This window comes from Streptococcus mobilis, assembly GCF_059727625.1.
The window spans coordinates 124,138-141,179 of sequence record NZ_AP041823.1 but is presented as its reverse complement, the minus strand read 5'-3'; the positions used below and the strand labels follow the sequence as shown (position 1 = coordinate 141,179).

Below are 17,042 nucleotides of genomic sequence, written 5' to 3'. Positions count from 1 at the left end.
AAATATTTCCAACCCTTTTAGTGTTTTGAAAGGAAAGAGATGACGAAATTAATTGTTGGATTGGGAAATCCAGGTGATAAGTATGTTGAAACGAAACACAATGTAGGCTTTATGTTAGTTGATCAAATGGCAAAGTCTTTAAATCTTACTTTCTCCCATGATAAGATTTTTCAAGCTGATATTGCCTCAACATTTTTAAATGGCGAAAAGGTCTATTTTGTAAAGCCGACCACTTTCATGAATGAGAGTGGAAAAGCAGTCCATGCCCTTCTGACTTATTATGGTCTGGATATTGAAGATCTTTTGGTTATTTACGATGATTTAGATATGGAAGTTGGCAAGATTCGTCTTCGAGCTAAAGGATCAGCTGGAGGTCATAACGGAATCAAATCGATTATTAATCATATTGGAACTCAGACTTTTTATCGAATTAAGATTGGAATTGGAAGACCTAAGCAGGGCATGTCAGTTGTTCATCATGTCTTAGGAAAATTTGATAAAGACGATTACATCACTATTCTACAAACAATTGATCGAGTAGAAGAAGCGGTTAACGATTACTTGGTAGAAGAAAATTTTGAAAGAAGCATGCAGAAATACAACGGGTAAGTAGATGAATGTAATTGATTTAGTGAGTCAAAACTCCAACTTTTTATCCTGGCAACAAGGTTTGCAAAAAAATAATAGGGAATTGATCTTAGGATTGTCTGCGACCACAAAGGCTATTGTAATGGCTTCAGCCTTTGATTCTATTGAAAAAGCAGTCCTCATTACTTCCAGTTATAACGAAGCAGAACGATTGGCTAGTGATTTTATTGCTTTACTTGGAGAAGAGAAAGTCCATACATTTTTGGGAGATGATAACCCTTTAGCAGAATTTGTTTTTGCTTCACAAGAAAGGCAATTTTCACGATTAGAGGCTTTGAACTTTTTATGTCAAGAGGATCGTCAAGGCATCCTTGTGACCAATGTGAGTGGTATAAAACTACTATTACCTTCTCCTAAAGTTTTTGCATCTAGCATTTTTCAATTGAAGGTCGGTCAAGAAATAGACTTAACTACTCTGAGTGAAACATTACAGAAGATTGGCTACCAAAAGGTGAGCCAAGTTTTGCAACAGGGAGAGTTTAGTCTACGAGGAGATATTTTAGATATCTTTGAGATCGACCAACTCCAACCCTATCGGATTGAATTTTTCGGAGATGAGATTGATGGAATCCGAATCTTTGACCCAGAAAGTCAGCGTTCTGTTGAAAATGTTGAAGAAGTTCAACTGAAGGCAGTGAGTGATCTATTGTTGCAAGAGGAAGATTTTATACGTGGTCAGCAGCAAATAGAACAATTGCAAGAACAGAGCGCGAATGAAGAATTTAAATCTTATCTAGCAGAAATTCTGGGAGATATTTCTCAAAGGAAACTCCATCCGGATCTTAGAAAATTTATTAGTTTCTTTTACGAGAAGCAATATACCCTATTCGATTATCTCCCTAAACACACTCCAGTCTTTCTGGATGATTATCAAAAAATAGCAGATCAAATAGCGAGATTTGAACTAGATACAGCTAATCTCTTGACGGAAGATTTACATAAAAATAGAGCTTCTTCTCGCCAAGTGTATTTTGCAGACACCAGTACAACATTACGAAAATATACGCCTGCAACTTATTTTTCAAACTTTCAAAAAGGATTGGGAAATTTGAAGTTTGATCATTTGTATCAATTCAATCAATATCCCATGCAGGAGTTTTTTGGACAATTTGATTTACTAAAAGAGGAAATTGAACGGTATCGAAAATCAAACTATACTGTTATTGTCCAAGCAACTTCTCATCACAATCTTCAACAGCTCCATAAAAATTTAGAAGAGTATGGGATTCGATTAGATTATATTGATGGGGATACGATCATTCCTCAAGCTAGTCAATTAGTTGTTGGAGGATTAGCTCACGGTTTTCAATTTGTTGATGAAAAAATTGTCTACATTACAGAATCAGAGATTTATCAGAAAAAGATCAAACGAAAGATTCGCAGGCAAAATATTTCCAATGCAGAACGCCTAAAAAATTATAATGAACTGGAAAAAGGGGACTATGTTGTTCACCAAGTTCATGGTATTGGTCAATATTTGGGAATTGAAACGATTGAAATTTCGGGTGTCCATCGTGATTATGTTTCGATTCAATATCAAAATGGAGATCGCATCTCGATTCCTGTCGATCAGATTCAGATGTTGTCTAAATACGTTGCAAGTGATGGAAAAACGCCAAAAATTAATAAGTTAAATGATGGGCGTTTCCAAAAAACGAAGCAAAAGGTTCAGACTCAGGTGGAGGACATTGCGGATGATTTGATAAAACTTTATGCGGAGCGTAGTCAATTAGAAGGCTTTGCCTATTCCCAAGATGATGAAAACCAAGAGGCTTTTGAACAAGATTTTCCATATATTGAAACAGATGACCAATTACGTTCCATTGAAGAGATTAAAAAAGATATGGAATCGAATCGTCCGATGGACCGATTGCTGGTTGGAGACGTCGGTTTTGGGAAAACAGAGGTCGCTATGCGAGCAGCCTTTAAGGCAGTAAATGATCATAAACAAGTAACAGTGCTGGTTCCTACCACTGTTCTTGCCCAACAACATTATGCCAATTTTAAGGAGCGTTTTGAATCTTTTGCAGTAGAGGTTGCTGTTTTAAGTCGTTTCCAGAGTAAGGCAGAGCAGAAAGAAACGCTTGAAAAATTGAAAAAAGGACGAGTGGATATTATTATTGGAACTCACCGGCTCTTGTCCAAAGATGTTGTTTTTTCAGACTTAGGTTTAATCGTGATTGATGAAGAGCAACGTTTTGGAGTGAAGCACAAAGAAACCTTGAAAGAATTGAAAAAAAAGGTGGATGTGCTTACCTTGACAGCTACCCCTATACCTCGAACTCTTCATATGTCTATGCTAGGAATTCGAGATTTGTCTGTCATCGAAACACCTCCGACCAATCGGTATCCTGTGCAAACTTTTGTATTAGAGACCAATCCAACCATTATTCGAGATGCTGTGTTGCGGGAGATGGATCGTGGAGGACAGGCCTATTATCTTTACAATAAGGTAGATACAATTGAACAAAAGGTGTCTGAATTAAAAGAGTTGATTCCAGAGGCTTCGATTGGCTTTGTTCATGGCCAGATGAGTGAAGTTCGCCTGGAAAATACCCTGTTGGATTTCATTAATGGCGAATACGATGTCTTAGTGACGACAACCATTATTGAGACAGGTGTGGATATTCCAAATGCCAATACACTCTTTATTGAAAATGCGGATCATATGGGGCTTTCAACGCTTTATCAACTAAGAGGTCGTGTGGGACGAAGCAATCGAATTGCTTATGCTTATTTGATGTATCGTCCAGACAAATCTCTTACAGAAGTGTCTGAAAAACGTTTAGAAGCTATTAAAGGTTTTACTGAGTTGGGTTCTGGATTTAAAATTGCTATGCGAGATTTATCAATCCGTGGAGCAGGGAATATCCTTGGAGCTTCTCAATCTGGTTTCATCGATTCAGTTGGTTTTGAAATGTATTCTCAATTGTTAGAAGAAGCTATTGCTAAGAAACAAGGCCAAGAGCATCGCAGGCAAAAGAGCAATGCAGAGTTGAACCTTCAAATAGATGCATATTTACCTAATGAATATATTTCAGATCAACGTCAAAAAATTGAAATTTACAAACAAATTCGTGAAATGAATTCTGCAACGGACTATGAATACTTGCAAGATGAATTGATCGATCGTTTTGGAGAATACCCAGATGTTGTCGCCTACCTACTTGAAATTGGTTTAGTGAAAGCTTACTTGGATCAAGTCTTTGTCCGTCTTGTTGAAAGAAAACAACAAAAAGTGACAGTGAAATTTGAATCTATTGCCAAACAACTGTTTTTAACACAGGATTATTTCAAAGCTCTGTCAATGACACAGTTAAAGGCACAGATTGCAGAAGAAAAGGGATTGATTGAAGTGATCTTCGATATTCGAAATAAGAAAGATTTTGAAATTTTAGAAGCTCTGAAGCAATTTGGTAAAACCTTATTGGAAATTAAACAAGAAAAAGAAGAGAACTAGCAGTTCTTAGCTCATTTTTCGCATTTTATGTATAAAAAATGATACAATACTATGTTAGAGGTGACAGTATGAGATTAGATAAATATTTAAAAGTTTCTCGCATTATTAAGCGTCGCCCTGTTGCAAAGGAAGTTGCAGATAAAGGGCGAATCAAAGTCAATGGAGTATTAGCCAAAAGTTCAACGGATTTGAAAGTGAATGATCAAATTGAAGTTCGTTTTGGAAATAAAGTATTGACGGTTAAAGTCTTGGAAATGTTGGATAGTACAAAAAAAGAAGATGCATCCAAAATGTACGAAATAATTAGTGAAACAAGGATAGAAGAAGATGCCTAAAAATATCGTTCAAATGAACAATAAATATATCAAAGACGAAAGTCAGCGAAAACGTTTTTTAGAAGAAGAAAGAAAAAAACGCAATCGTTTTCTGGGGCTCGTTTTGATATTGGTCATGTTACTGTTTATTCTTCCAACTTATAATTTAGCCCAGAGCTATCAATCGCTACAAGATAAAAAAGAACAATACAAACAGTTGGAAAAAGAGTATAAAGAAACAAGTGAACAAAAAGAATACCAACAAGACATCGCTAAAAAATTAAAAGACGATGATTATGCAACAAAATATGCACGCGCTAAGTATTCTTTTTCAAAAGATGGTGAATATGTTTATACCATCCCAGATTTACTTCCCCAATAACCGATGGAAAATATCTTACAAACAGTTAAACAATTTCTTGAATTTTCGGATGAAAAATTAGAGGAATTAAAAAAGAAAAACCAAATGATCAAACTTCAAAAGGATGAAAAGGAAAGGAATACAGGTGTCTAAACGATTTCTGCTCCTATTGTTAGTTCCAATTTTATTTATTGGGTCTCAAGCAGCGAGTATCGAGCAGTCTGAGTCTTCTCAGACAATGGCTCATCCATCAGAACTTTATTTTTCTTCAATTCCAGCGAACCCTAATGTCTATCGCAAAATTTCTGTTTTTTCTGATCCTCAGTTGAAAAAAGCAAAAGGAGAAATTCTTCCCAACACACCGTTTACAATCGAACAACTCTTTGTAAATGATGAAGGGAAAGCTGTATTTAAAATAGCAGAGAAAGGATATGTATTAGCAGATTCTTCTGTCATTTTTTCTGATGTTGTACAAGAAACACAAGAAAAAAAACAAGACATGTGGCTAAAACCTGGTTTTAAAGTGTACGACCGACCCTTAATAAATGGTGCACAAGAAAAAAATACACCTCTTTCTCCTTATACAAAAGTGACAGTCTTACGTACAGCTAAGACTTTACGAGATGAGTTTGTGGAGATTGAAGGTCAGGGCTGGGTGAACAAAGCATTCGTCGCTGAAAAAGATAATCGAATGGAAAAAGTTCAGGACTTGTTAAATAGTAAATACAATTCTCCTTCGTATGGAATCTATGTAAAACAATTAGAGACTGGAAATACTGCTGGCATCAATCAGCAAAAAGAAATGTATTCTGCCAGTGTAACGAAATTACCATACTTGTACTACGTCCAAGAACAGCTCAATAAAAAAGCCATTTCTCCAACTACAACCTACAAATATATTCCAGAAGTAAATGATTTCAAAGGAGGCTATGAACCAGAAGGAAGTGGTAGTCTTTCAAAAACACCAGATGGAAAAGAATATAGTGTTCAAGAGTTGATAGATAAGATTGCAAAAGAATCAGATAATGTTGGACATAATATCTTGAATTATTATGTCACTCATCAATCAGATCAAGACTTCCAAAAAACATTGGATAAAATTGCAAAGAAACATTGGGATGTTGAAAAAAGAGAAGCATCCGCTGAAATGGCTGGCAATGTCATGGAGGCTGTCTATCAACAAAATGGCCCTATTATTGATGCGCTCTCCTCTACAAAATATGATGACCAACGGATTGCGCGTGACCTTCCAGTAAAAGTTGCTCATAAAATTGGAGATGCCTATGATTTTAGACATGATGTTGCGATTGTATACACAAATTCACCCTATGTAATAGCCATTTTTACAGATCATTCGAATTATGATACGATTTCCAACATTTCAAAAGATATCTATGAGGTATTGAAATAATGGAAAAGCGATTTTTAGAGTTTTGTGAAAAACAAGATCTATTTACTCCCCATCGCCGTGTTTTGGTTGCCTTATCTGGTGGATTGGATTCAATGAATCTGTATGAACTTTTATATAAGAATAAAGAACGATTGAAAATCCATCTGGTACTCGCTCATGTCAATCATGGACAAAGACCAGAATCAGATTTAGAAGAAAGTGAACTTCGAATGCTAGCTGATAGGCGAGAGACACGTATTCATGTGGCTCACTATTCGGGTGATTTTACGGAAGCAAAAGCTCGGACCTTTCGTTATGATTTTTTTAAACAGATTATGGAGAAAGAGGATTGCACCGCTTTAGTAACAGGTCATCATGCAAATGATCAAGCTGAAACAACTTTCATGCGCTTGATACGAGGAACAAAATTACGCCATTTAAGTGGCATTCCTGTACGACAACCATTTGGCAAGGGTGAGCTAATCCGTCCTTTGTTAACTTTTACCAAAGATGAGTTGATGAAAATCCCTCACTTTGAAGATAGTAGCAATGACTCACAGGACTATTTTCGAAATCGTGTACGCCATCAATACCTTCCAGAATTTGAAAAAGAAAATCCCCAAATGCAAGTAAGTCTTCGTTATTTAGCAGAGGAAGTGACTCATTGGCACCAAGCACTGAAAGAATTGACTAGCGAGTTAAGCATTCAAGATTTAGCTTCTTTTAGAACGTATTCTCATTCTGTACAATCATTCTTATTAGAAGAGTATTTGGCACAATTTCCAGATTTGCAACTTGGTAGGGCCCAGTTTCAAGAATTATTAGATTTACTGCGAAAAAAAAGAAATTGCATTCATTATTTAAAGTCGAATTATGAATTACATCAAGAATATGATTTCTTTGAAATACAAAAAATCATTCAAAAGTCGGATGACCAACCCCTCCCATTTTTGTTAGAATTTGGGAATATCTTTGAAATTGCAAATTATAAACTATCTTTTGGACAACCATTAGTAGGAGAAAATGTAGAAATTCTTTCTGTTTCACGCGAAACTCCCATCTTAATTAGAAGGAGAAAGGAAGGAGATCAGCTGCTTGTTAATGGCCACCATCAAAAATTAAGACGGTGGTTTATCAACCATAAAATTTCAATTTCGCTTCGGCAAAAGGCTCTCATTATAGAACAAAATCATAATATTCTTTCTGTAGTGGGATTGGTAACGAGTGATTTGAGTAAGCTCTCAAAAAGTGGTATAATGAAAGATAGTCTTTATATTCAAAAAATAGATAGGTAAAAACATGTTAGAAAAAGATATAAAAAAAGTATTGGTTTCACATGATGAAATTGTAGAAGCAGCAAAGAAATTGGGTGAAACCCTAACAAAAGAGTACCAAGGAAAAAATCCAATTTTTGTTGGAATTTTGAAAGGTTCTGTTCCATTTATGGCAGAGTTGATCAACCACGTGGATACACATATTGAATTGGATTTTATGCTGGTTTCAAGTTATCATGGTGGTACAGCAAGCTCAGGTATTATTAATATTATCAAGGATATCGACCAAGATATTACCGGTAGAGATATTTTATTTGTAGAAGATATTATCGATACAGGTAAAACCCTCAAGAGTCTAAAAGAACTCTTTGAAGAACGAAATGCAGCATCTGTGAAGATTGCTACCTTATTGGATAAACCTGAAGGACGTTTGGTTGAGATCGAAGCAGATTACACCTGCTTTACGATTCCAAATGAGTTTGTTGTAGGATATGGTTTAGACTATGATGAAAATTATCGTAACCTACCCTATGTTGGTGTATTAAAAGAGGAAGTGTACTCAAAATAGAGGAGACTAGATGAATAACAGAAAAAATAACGGTTTTGTTCGAAATCCATTTCTGTATTTGTTGATTATTGTAGCGGCTGTGACAGGGTTCCAGTACTTTTTTGCGGGTAATGGAGTTGGTCAAAGTCAGCAAATCAACTACACAGAATTGGTCAAAGAAATTAAAAATGACAATGTAAAAACGATCAGTTACCAACCAAATGGTAGTGTGATTGAAATTGCAGGGACCTATAATAAAGCTAAAGAATCAAAAGATGATACAGGAATTCAATTTTTTACCCCAAGTGTTCAAAAAGTATCTCGCTTTACTAGTGTCATCCTTCCATCTGATATCACCGTCAATGAATTACAAAAATTAGCAGCTGACCACAAAGCAGAAATCACCATCAAGCGTGAGAGCTCAAGTGGCATGTGGATAACAATTCTCACTTCAATTGTTCCATTTGTTATCGTCATGTTCTTCTTCTTCTCAATGATGAACCAAGGCGGTGGCGGAGGTGCCAGAGGTGCAATGAACTTTGGTCGTAATAAAGCCCGCGCTGCTAATAAAGAAGATATTAAAGTTCGTTTTTCAGATGTAGCAGGAGCTGAAGAAGAAAAACAAGAACTTGTTGAAGTTGTTGAATTTTTAAAAGATCCAAAACGCTTTACTAAATTGGGTGCAAGAATCCCAGCAGGTGTGCTTCTTGAAGGCCCTCCCGGAACTGGTAAAACCCTTTTAGCAAAAGCAGTAGCTGGTGAAGCTGGAGTGCCATTCTTCAGTATCTCTGGTTCTGACTTCGTTGAAATGTTTGTCGGAGTCGGTGCTAGCCGGGTTCGTTCACTTTTTGAAGATGCTAAAAAAGCAGCTCCAGCCATTATCTTTATCGATGAAATTGATGCTGTTGGGCGCCAACGTGGTGTAGGTCTTGGTGGTGGAAATGATGAACGTGAACAAACCCTCAACCAGCTCTTGATTGAGATGGATGGTTTTGAAGGTAACGAAGGAATCATTGTTATCGCAGCAACTAACCGTTCTGATGTCCTTGACCCTGCCCTTCTTCGTCCTGGCCGTTTTGACCGTAAAGTATTAGTTGGACGTCCAGATGTGAAAGGTCGTGAGGCAATTCTTCGTGTTCATGCTAAGAATAAGCCACTTGCTCCAGATGTGGACTTGAAATTGGTTGCTCAACAAACACCGGGATTTGTCGGTGCTGATCTCGAAAATGTTTTGAACGAAGCAGCCTTGGTTGCAGCTCGTCGAAATAAAAAAGTAATTGATGCTGCTGATATCGATGAAGCAGAAGATCGTGTTATTGCAGGTCCATCTAAGAAAGATCGGACGATTTCACAAAAAGAACGTGAAATGGTTGCTTATCACGAAGCTGGTCATACAATCGTTGGTCTGGTCTTATCAAATGCTCGTGTAGTTCATAAAGTTACGATTGTTCCACGTGGTCGTGCAGGCGGTTACATGATTGCCCTTCCTAAAGAAGATCAAATGTTACTTTCTAAAGAAGATATGAAAGAACAATTAGCTGGGCTCATGGGAGGACGTGTTGCCGAAGAAATTATTTTCAATTCGCAAACAACGGGTGCTTCAAATGACTTTGAACAAGCTACCCAAATGGCGCGTGCAATGGTAACAGAATATGGTATGAGTGAAAAACTTGGACCGGTCCAATATGAAGGAAATCATGCGATGTTTGGTGCTCAAAGCCCACAAAAAATGATTTCAGAACAAACAGCTTACGAAATTGATGAAGAAGTTCGTGGTTTGTTGAATGAAGCCCGTAATAAAGCGGCAGAAATTATTCAAGGAAATAGAGAAACGCATAAACTAATTGCGGAAGCTCTATTAAAATATGAAACCTTGGATAGTGTTCAAATTAAATCATTATATGAAACAGGAAAAATGCCCGAAAATTCAGAGCATGAATTGGAAGAAGAAGCAAAACCTCTATCATATGATGAGATTAAGTCAAAATTAGAAGAAAATAACTAATTCAAAAGAAGGAAAATATTTCCTTCTTTTTTTATTAAAAAAGTGTTGACAGAGTAAAAATATTCTGTATAATAGAATATGTTGTAAAAATGGTCCGTTGGTCAAGGGGTTAAGACACCGCCTTTTCACGGCGGTAACACGGGTTCGAATCCCGTACGGACTATCGATAAACTGTCACCAAGTGGCAGTTTTTTTGTGTATTTGGACAAAATAGCTAAAAATAATAACCAAATAGTTAAAAAAACGTACAGAATAGAAAAAAAGTCCAATGGGCTTCTTTATTTTTATAAAATACAGATAAAAGTAAAGGAGAGCTTATGGAATTTAATAAAATGTATCAAAAAGTAAAATATATAGTAAGAAAATGTGAAAAAGAATATTATATTCAATTATGGGAAAAGGATGATTGGGAACAAGAAGGACAGCTAACACTCTTTGAACTTTATCAAAAAAATCCTGAAATTGAAACAAATGAAGAATTACTTTATACATATTTCAAAACAAAATTTAGAAATCATATTAAAGATAAAATAAGACAACAGGAAAGTGATAAAAGAAAAATAAATAGACTTCCATATATTGAAATTGGAGAAATTAGTCACAGAATTTCATCAAGAAAAATATATTTAGATGAGCTGGTTGTTCTGAGAGATGCATTAAAACGTTTTAAAGAAAAATTAACCGTAAAAGAAAAAGAACAATATGAAGCATTACTAGCAAACAGAAGATGTCTAGGAAAAACAAAAATGAAAAAGAAATTAGAGAACTATTTAAAGGACTTTAAAAATTCGATTTAAGAACTAAAAGTTGACAGTGTATAAATGAACTTTCAAAAAAATAAAAAAATTTTTAAAAAAGTGTTGACAGTAAGGTGAGGTCATGATATACTAATATAGTTGTCGCGAGAGAGCGACAAAGACCTTTGAAAACTGAACAAGACGAACCAATGTGCAGGGCACTACAATGAAAGTTGTAGTAACTGAACAATAAAAAAACAATAAATCTGTCAGTGACAGAATGAGTTTAAGACAAACAATTATTTTAATGAGAGTTTGATCCTGGCTCAGGATGAACGCTGGCGGCGTGCCTAATACATGCAAGTAGAACGCTGAAGCTTGGTGCTTGCACCGAGCGGATGAGTTGCGAACGGGTGAGTAACGCGTAGGTAACCTGCCTCTTAGCGGGGGATAACTATTGGAAACGATAGCTAATACCGCATAAAAGTCGATATCGCATGATATTGACTTGAAAGGTGCAATTGCATCACTAAGAGATGGACCTGCGTTGTATTAGCTAGTTGGTGAGGTAACGGCTCACCAAGGCAACGATACATAGCCGACCTGAGAGGGTGATCGGCCACACTGGGACTGAGACACGGCCCAGACTCCTACGGGAGGCAGCAGTAGGGAATCTTCGGCAATGGGGGCAACCCTGACCGAGCAACGCCGCGTGAGTGAAGAAGGTTTTCGGATCGTAAAGCTCTGTTGTAAGAGAAGAACGAGTGTGAGAGTGGAAAGTTCACACTGTGACGGTAACTTACCAGAAAGGGACGGCTAACTACGTGCCAGCAGCCGCGGTAATACGTAGGTCCCGAGCGTTATCCGGATTTATTGGGCGTAAAGCGAGCGCAGGCGGTTAGATAAGTCTGAAGTTAAAGGCTGTGGCTTAACCATAGTACGCTTTGGAAACTGTTTAACTTGAGTGCAGAAGGGGAGAGTGGAATTCCATGTGTAGCGGTGAAATGCGTAGATATATGGAGGAACACCGGTGGCGAAAGCGGCTCTCTGGTCTGTAACTGACGCTGAGGCTCGAAAGCGTGGGGAGCAAACAGGATTAGATACCCTGGTAGTCCACGCCGTAAACGATGAGTGCTAGGTGTTGGGTCCTTTCCGGGACTCAGTGCCGCAGCTAACGCATTAAGCACTCCGCCTGGGGAGTACGACCGCAAGGTTGAAACTCAAAGGAATTGACGGGGCCCGCACAAGCGGTGGAGCATGTGGTTTAATTCGAAGCAACGCGAAGAACCTTACCAGGTCTTGACATCCCTCTGACCGCTCTAGAGATAGAGTTTTCCTTCGGGACAGAGGTGACAGGTGGTGCATGGTTGTCGTCAGCTCGTGTCGTGAGATGTTGGGTTAAGTCCCGCAACGAGCGCAACCCCTATTGTTAGTTGCCATCATTGAGTTGGGCACTCTAGCGAGACTGCCGGTAATAAACCGGAGGAAGGTGGGGATGACGTCAAATCATCATGCCCCTTATGACCTGGGCTACACACGTGCTACAATGGCTGGTACAACGAGTCGCGAGTCGGTGACGGCAAGCTAATCTCTTAAAGCCAGTCTCAGTTCGGATTGTAGGCTGCAACTCGCCTACATGAAGTCGGAATCGCTAGTAATCGCGGATCAGCACGCCGCGGTGAATACGTTCCCGGCCTTGTACACACCGCCCGTCACACCACGAGAGTTTGTAACACCCGAAGTCGGTGAGGTAACCGTAAGGAGCCAGCCGCCTAAGGTGGGATAGATGATTGGGGTGAAGTCGTAACAAGGTAGCCGTATCGGAAGGTGCGGCTGGATCACCTCCTTTCTAAGGAAATGGAAACCTGTACGTTGGTCTTGTTTAGTTTTGAGAGGTCTTGTGGGGCCTTAGCTCAGCTGGGAGAGCGCCTGCTTTGCACGCAGGAGGTCAGCGGTTCGATCCCGCTAGGCTCCATTAACACTGTAAGGGTGTTAAGATTGAACATTGAAAATTGAATATCTATATCAAATAGTAACAAGAAAATAAACCGAAACGCTGTAAATATTTAAAGAGTTTAGGTCGCAAGACCAAAAATAAGGTTAAGTTAATAAGGGCGCACGGTGGATGCCTTGGCACTAGAAGCCGAAGAAGGACGTGACAAACGACGAAATGCTTTGGGGAGCTGTAAGTAAGCGACGATCCAGAGATGTCCGAATGGGGGAACCCACTAGCTAATGGCTAGTACTCCTATCTGTTAAGGATAGGTAGAGGAAGACGTAGTGAACTGAAACATCTAAGTAGCTGCAGGAAGAGAAAGCAAAAGCGATTGCCTGAGTAGCGGCGAGCGAAACGGCAGGAGGGCAAACCGAAGAGTTTACTCTTCGGGGTTGTAGGACTGCAATGTGGACTTAAAGAATATAGAAGAATGACATGGGAAGGTCAGCCAAAGAGAGTAAGAGCCTCGTATTCGAAATAGTCTTTATACCTAGCAGTATCCTGAGTACGGCGGGACACGAGAAATCCCGTCGGAATCTGGGAGGACCATCTCCCAACCCTAAATACTCTCTAGTGACCGATAGTGAACCAGTACCGTGAGGGAAAGGTGAAAAGCACCCCGGGAGGAGTGAAATAGAACCTGAAACCGTGTGCCTACAACAAGTTCGAGCCCGTTAATGGGTGAGAGCGTGCCTTTTGTAGAATGAACCGGCGAGTTACGATATGATGCGAGGTTAAGTTGAAGAGACGGAGCCGTAGGGAAACCGAGTCTGAATAGGGCGGAATAGTATTATGTCGTAGACCCGAAACCATGTGACCTACCCATGAGCAGGTTGAAGGTGAGGTAAAACTCACTGGAGGACCGAACCAGGGCACGTTGAAAAGTGCTTGGATGACTTGTGGGTAGCGGAGAAATTCCAAACGAACTTGGAGATAGCTGGTTCTCTCCGAAATAGCTTTAGGGCTAGCGTCGACATTAAGATTCTTGGAGGTAGAGCACTGTTTGGGTGAGGGGTCCATCCCGGATTACCAATCTCAGATAAACTCCGAATGCCAAAGAATTATGGTCGGCAGTCAGACTGCGAGTGCTAAGATCCGTAGTCGAAAGGGAAACAGCCCAGACCACCAGCTAAGGTCCCAAAATAATTGTTAAGTGGAAAAGGATGTGGGGTTGCACAGACAACTAGGATGTTAGCTTAGAAGCAGCTATTCATTCAAAGAGTGCGTAATAGCTCACTAGTCGAGTGACCCTGCGCCGAAAATGTACCGGGGCTAAAACAATTTACCGAAGCTGTGGATACCTTTATAGGTATGGTAGGAGAGCGTTCTATGTGTGGAGAAGGTGTACCGTGAGGAGCGCTGGAACGCATAGAAGTGAGAATGCCGGTATGAGTAGCGAAAGACAGGTGAGAATCCTGTCCACCGTAAGACTAAGGTTTCCAGGGAAGGCTCGTCCGCCCTGGGTTAGTCGGGACCTAAGGAGAGACCGAAAGGTGTATCCGATGGACAACAGGTTGATATTCCTGTACTAGAGTATGTAGTGAAGGAGGGACGCAGTAGGCTAACTAAAGCGTGCGACTGGAAGTGCACGTCTAAGCAGTGAGGTGTGAATTGAGTTAAATGCTTAATTCTGTAACATTGAGCTGTGATGGGGAGCGAAGTTTAGTAGCGAAGTTAGTGACGTCACACTGCCAAGAAAAGCTTCTAGCGTTAATCATACTCTACCCGTACCGCAAACCGACACAGGTAGTCGAGGCGAGTAGCCTCAGGTGAGCGAGAGAACTCTCGTTAAGGAACTCGGCAAAATGACCCCGTAACTTCGGGAGAAGGGGTGCTGGCTTTAAGTCAGCCGCAGTGAATAGGCCCAAGCAACTGTTTATCAAAAACACAGCTCTCTGCTAAATCGTAAGATGATGTATAGGGGGTGACGCCTGCCCGGTGCTGGAAGGTTAAGAGGAGTGCTTAGCGTAAGCGAAGGTATGAATTGAAGCCCCAGTAAACGGCGGCCGTAACTATAACGGTCCTAAGGTAGCGAAATTCCTTGTCGGGTAAGTTCCGACCCGCACGAAAGGCGTAATGATTTGGGCACTGTCTCAACGAGAGACTCGGTGAAATTTTAGTACCTGTGAAGATGCAGGTTACCCGCGACAGGACGGAAAGACCCCATGGAGCTTTACTGCAGTTTGATATTGAGTGTCTGTGCCACATGTACAGGATAGGTAGGAGCCATTGAGATCGGGACGCCAGTTTCGATGGAGGCGTTGTTGGGATACTACCCTTGTGTTATGGCCACTCTAACCCGGTAGGTTAATCATCTACGGAGACAGTGTCTGACGGGCAGTTTGACTGGGGCGGTCGCCTCCTAAAAGGTAACGGAGGCGCCCAAAGGTTCCCTCAGAATGGTTGGAAATCATTCGCAGAGTGTAAAGGTATAAGGGAGCTTGACTGCGAGAGCTACAACTCGAGCAGGGACGAAAGTCGGGCTTAGTGATCCGGTGGTTCCGTATGGAAGGGCCATCGCTCAACGGATAAAAGCTACCCTGGGGATAACAGGCTTATCTCCCCCAAGAGTTCACATCGACGGGGAGGTTTGGCACCTCGATGTCGGCTCGTCGCATCCTGGGGCTGTAGTCGGTCCCAAGGGTTGGGCTGTTCGCCCATTAAAGCGGCACGCGAGCTGGGTTCAGAACGTCGTGAGACAGTTCGGTCCCTATCCGTCGCGGGCGTAGGAAATTTGAGAGGATCTGCTCCTAGTACGAGAGGACCAGAGTGGACTTACCGCTGGTGTACCAGTTGTCTCGCCAGAGGCATCGCTGGGTAGCTATGTAGGGAAGGGATAAACGCTGAAAGCATCTAAGTGTGAAACCCACCTCAAGATGAGATTTCCCATGATTATATATCAGTAAGAGCCCTGAGAGAAGATCAGGTAGATAGGTTAGGAGTGGAAGTTGTGTGAGCAATGGAGCGGACTAATACTAATAGCTCGAGGACTTATCCAAAGAGTCAGAAGATATTGACAACGAAAGGTTAACTTGTTAGAATATAGATGTTCAATTTTGAATGTTTAATCATTCAGAGTTAAGTGACGATAGCCTAGGAGATACACCTGTACCCATGCCGAACACAGCAGTTAAGCCCTAGAACGCCGGAAGTAGTTGGGGGTTGCCCCCTGTGAGATAAGGAAGTCGCTTAGCAAGAGATTGAGCCTAGTAGATACTAGGCTCATTTGGGAGTTTAGCTCAGCTGGGAGAGCATCTGCCTTACAAGCAGAGGGTCAGCGGTTCGATCCCGTTAACTCCCATAGGTCCCGTAGTGTAGCGGTTATCACGTCGCCCTGTCACGGCGAAGATCGCGGGTTCGATTCCCGTCGGGACCGTTAAGATAATGAAAATTATTTTAAGACTCGTTAGCTCAGTTGGTAGAGCAATTGACTTTTAATCAATGGGTCACTGGTTCGAGCCCAGTACGGGTCATATTTTGCGGGTTTGGCGGAATTGGCAGACGCACCAGATTTAGGATCTGGCGCTTTACGGCGTGGGGGTTCAAGTCCCTTAACCCGCATAAGAGAATAATAATGAGCCGGCTTAGCTCAGTTGGTAGAGCATCTGATTTGTAATCAGAGGGTCGCGTGTTCAAGTCATGTAGCCGGCATTTTTTTATATAAAGAAAGCAATGCGAACGTAGTTCAGTGGTAGAACACCACCTTGCCAAGGTGGGGGTCGCGGGTTCGAATCCCGTCGTTCGCTTGAGGAGGCCGGGGTGGCGGAACTGGCAGACGCACAGGACTTAAAATCCTGCGATTGGTAACGATCGTACCGGTTCGATTCCGGTCCTCGGCATAGACAAAGGTTGAAAGAAGCACCCTTAGCTCAACTGGATAGAGTACCTGACTACGAATCAGGCGGTTAGAGGTTCGACTCCTCTAGGGTGCATGGTCGCAAGGCTATGTAGTAATTGAATAGGAACGAGCACCCTTAGCTCAACTGGATAGAGTACCTGACTACGAATCAGGCGGTTAGAGGTTCGACTCCTCTAGGGTGCATAAAGCGGTAGCTTTAGATCGGGAAGTAGCTCAGCTTGGTAGAGTACTTGGTTTGGGACCAAGGTGTCGCAGGTTCGAATCCTGTCTTCCCGATATTATGGCGGTGTAGCTCAGCTGGCTAGAGCGTCCGGTTCATACCCGGGAGGTCGGGGGTTCGATCCCCTTCGCCGCTATATTGTTGATCTTGTTGGACCTTTAGCTCAGCTGGTTAGAGCTCTCGGCTCATAACCGAGTGGTCGTAGGTTCAAGTCCTACAAGGTCCATTATT

At 40.9% G+C, this 17,042-nt stretch carries 10 protein-coding genes, 14 tRNA genes and 3 rRNA genes; all 27 read left to right on the top strand.

The window, feature by feature from the left end; genetic code table 11:
* Window positions 1–39 precede the first annotated feature (39 nt).
* Complete coding sequence (gene pth / locus AC6IZR_RS00825; protein WP_003002186.1) at window positions 40–609, top strand: aminoacyl-tRNA hydrolase; 570 nt, start codon at window positions 40–42, stop codon at window positions 607–609.
* A gap of 4 nt (window positions 610–613) precedes the next feature.
* Window positions 614–4,108, top strand: a complete 3,495-nt coding sequence (gene mfd / locus AC6IZR_RS00820; protein ID WP_497848595.1) for a transcription-repair coupling factor — start codon at window positions 614–616, stop codon at window positions 4,106–4,108.
* Between the two features lie 68 nt (window positions 4,109–4,176).
* Window positions 4,177–4,443 (top strand): RNA-binding S4 domain-containing protein, encoded by a 267-nt coding sequence (locus AC6IZR_RS00815; RefSeq protein ID WP_003002258.1) that lies wholly within the window; start codon window positions 4,177–4,179, stop codon window positions 4,441–4,443.
* Window positions 4,436–4,804 (top strand): FtsB family cell division protein, encoded by a 369-nt coding sequence (locus tag AC6IZR_RS00810; protein WP_003009251.1) that lies wholly within the window; start codon window positions 4,436–4,438, stop codon window positions 4,802–4,804. The genes AC6IZR_RS00815 and AC6IZR_RS00810 overlap by 8 nt, the downstream gene beginning before the upstream one ends.
* A gap of 3 nt (window positions 4,805–4,807) precedes the next feature.
* Window positions 4,808–4,936: an SP_0009 family protein gene (locus AC6IZR_RS00805; protein WP_003009253.1), complete on the top strand. Its 129-nt coding sequence runs from the start codon at window positions 4,808–4,810 to the stop codon at window positions 4,934–4,936.
* Window positions 4,929–6,194, top strand: a complete 1,266-nt coding sequence (locus AC6IZR_RS00800; RefSeq protein WP_497848924.1) for a serine hydrolase — start codon at window positions 4,929–4,931, stop codon at window positions 6,192–6,194. The genes AC6IZR_RS00805 and AC6IZR_RS00800 overlap by 8 nt, the downstream gene beginning before the upstream one ends.
* Window positions 6,194–7,468, top strand: a complete 1,275-nt coding sequence (tilS, locus tag AC6IZR_RS00795; RefSeq protein ID WP_497848594.1) for a tRNA lysidine(34) synthetase TilS — start codon at window positions 6,194–6,196, stop codon at window positions 7,466–7,468. The genes AC6IZR_RS00800 and tilS overlap by 1 nt, the downstream gene beginning before the upstream one ends.
* A 4-nt stretch (window positions 7,469–7,472) precedes the next feature.
* Window positions 7,473–8,015 (top strand): hypoxanthine phosphoribosyltransferase, encoded by a 543-nt coding sequence (hpt, locus tag AC6IZR_RS00790; RefSeq protein WP_003018402.1) that lies wholly within the window; start codon window positions 7,473–7,475, stop codon window positions 8,013–8,015.
* A 10-nt stretch (window positions 8,016–8,025) separates the two neighbouring features.
* Window positions 8,026–9,999, top strand: coding sequence for an ATP-dependent zinc metalloprotease FtsH (ftsH, locus tag AC6IZR_RS00785; protein ID WP_070464840.1), 1,974 nt, complete (start codon window positions 8,026–8,028; stop codon window positions 9,997–9,999).
* A gap of 91 nt (window positions 10,000–10,090) precedes the next feature.
* A tRNA-Glu gene (locus AC6IZR_RS00780) sits at window positions 10,091–10,162 on the top strand.
* A 154-nt stretch (window positions 10,163–10,316) separates the two neighbouring features.
* Complete coding sequence (locus AC6IZR_RS00775) at window positions 10,317–10,796, top strand: sigma-70 family RNA polymerase sigma factor (RefSeq protein WP_003009261.1); 480 nt, start codon at window positions 10,317–10,319, stop codon at window positions 10,794–10,796.
* 243 nt (window positions 10,797–11,039) lie between these two features.
* Window positions 11,040–12,585, top strand: a 16S ribosomal RNA gene (locus AC6IZR_RS00770).
* Between the two features lie 53 nt (window positions 12,586–12,638).
* Window positions 12,639–12,711: transfer RNA gene (locus AC6IZR_RS00765), tRNA-Ala, on the top strand.
* Window positions 12,712–12,834: 123 nt separating this feature from the next.
* Window positions 12,835–15,731, top strand: a 23S ribosomal RNA gene (locus AC6IZR_RS00760).
* A 79-nt stretch (window positions 15,732–15,810) separates the two neighbouring features.
* Window positions 15,811–15,926, top strand: a 5S ribosomal RNA gene (rrf, locus tag AC6IZR_RS00755).
* The 16S, 23S and 5S rRNA genes sit together here with 13 tRNA genes alongside, the layout of an rRNA operon.
* Window positions 15,927–15,960: 34 nt before the next feature.
* Window positions 15,961–16,033, top strand: a tRNA-Val gene (locus tag AC6IZR_RS00750).
* Between the two features lie 2 nt (window positions 16,034–16,035).
* A tRNA-Asp gene (locus AC6IZR_RS00745) sits at window positions 16,036–16,108 on the top strand.
* 24 nt (window positions 16,109–16,132) lie between these two features.
* A tRNA-Lys gene (locus tag AC6IZR_RS00740) sits at window positions 16,133–16,205 on the top strand.
* A 6-nt stretch (window positions 16,206–16,211) separates the two neighbouring features.
* Window positions 16,212–16,293, top strand: a tRNA-Leu gene (locus tag AC6IZR_RS00735).
* Window positions 16,294–16,310: 17 nt separating this feature from the next.
* Window positions 16,311–16,383, top strand: a tRNA-Thr gene (locus AC6IZR_RS00730).
* 23 nt (window positions 16,384–16,406) lie between these two features.
* Window positions 16,407–16,478 (top strand) — tRNA-Gly (locus tag AC6IZR_RS00725).
* 7 nt (window positions 16,479–16,485) lie between these two features.
* A tRNA-Leu gene (locus tag AC6IZR_RS00720) sits at window positions 16,486–16,571 on the top strand.
* A 19-nt stretch (window positions 16,572–16,590) separates the two neighbouring features.
* Window positions 16,591–16,664: transfer RNA gene (locus tag AC6IZR_RS00715), tRNA-Arg, on the top strand.
* A gap of 36 nt (window positions 16,665–16,700) precedes the next feature.
* Window positions 16,701–16,774, top strand: a tRNA-Arg gene (locus AC6IZR_RS00710).
* Window positions 16,775–16,793: 19 nt separating this feature from the next.
* Window positions 16,794–16,867 (top strand) — tRNA-Pro (locus AC6IZR_RS00705).
* 6 nt (window positions 16,868–16,873) lie between these two features.
* Window positions 16,874–16,947, top strand: a tRNA-Met gene (locus AC6IZR_RS00700).
* 16 nt (window positions 16,948–16,963) lie between these two features.
* Window positions 16,964–17,037, top strand: a tRNA-Ile gene (locus AC6IZR_RS00695).
* Window positions 17,038–17,042: the final 5 nt, after the last annotated feature.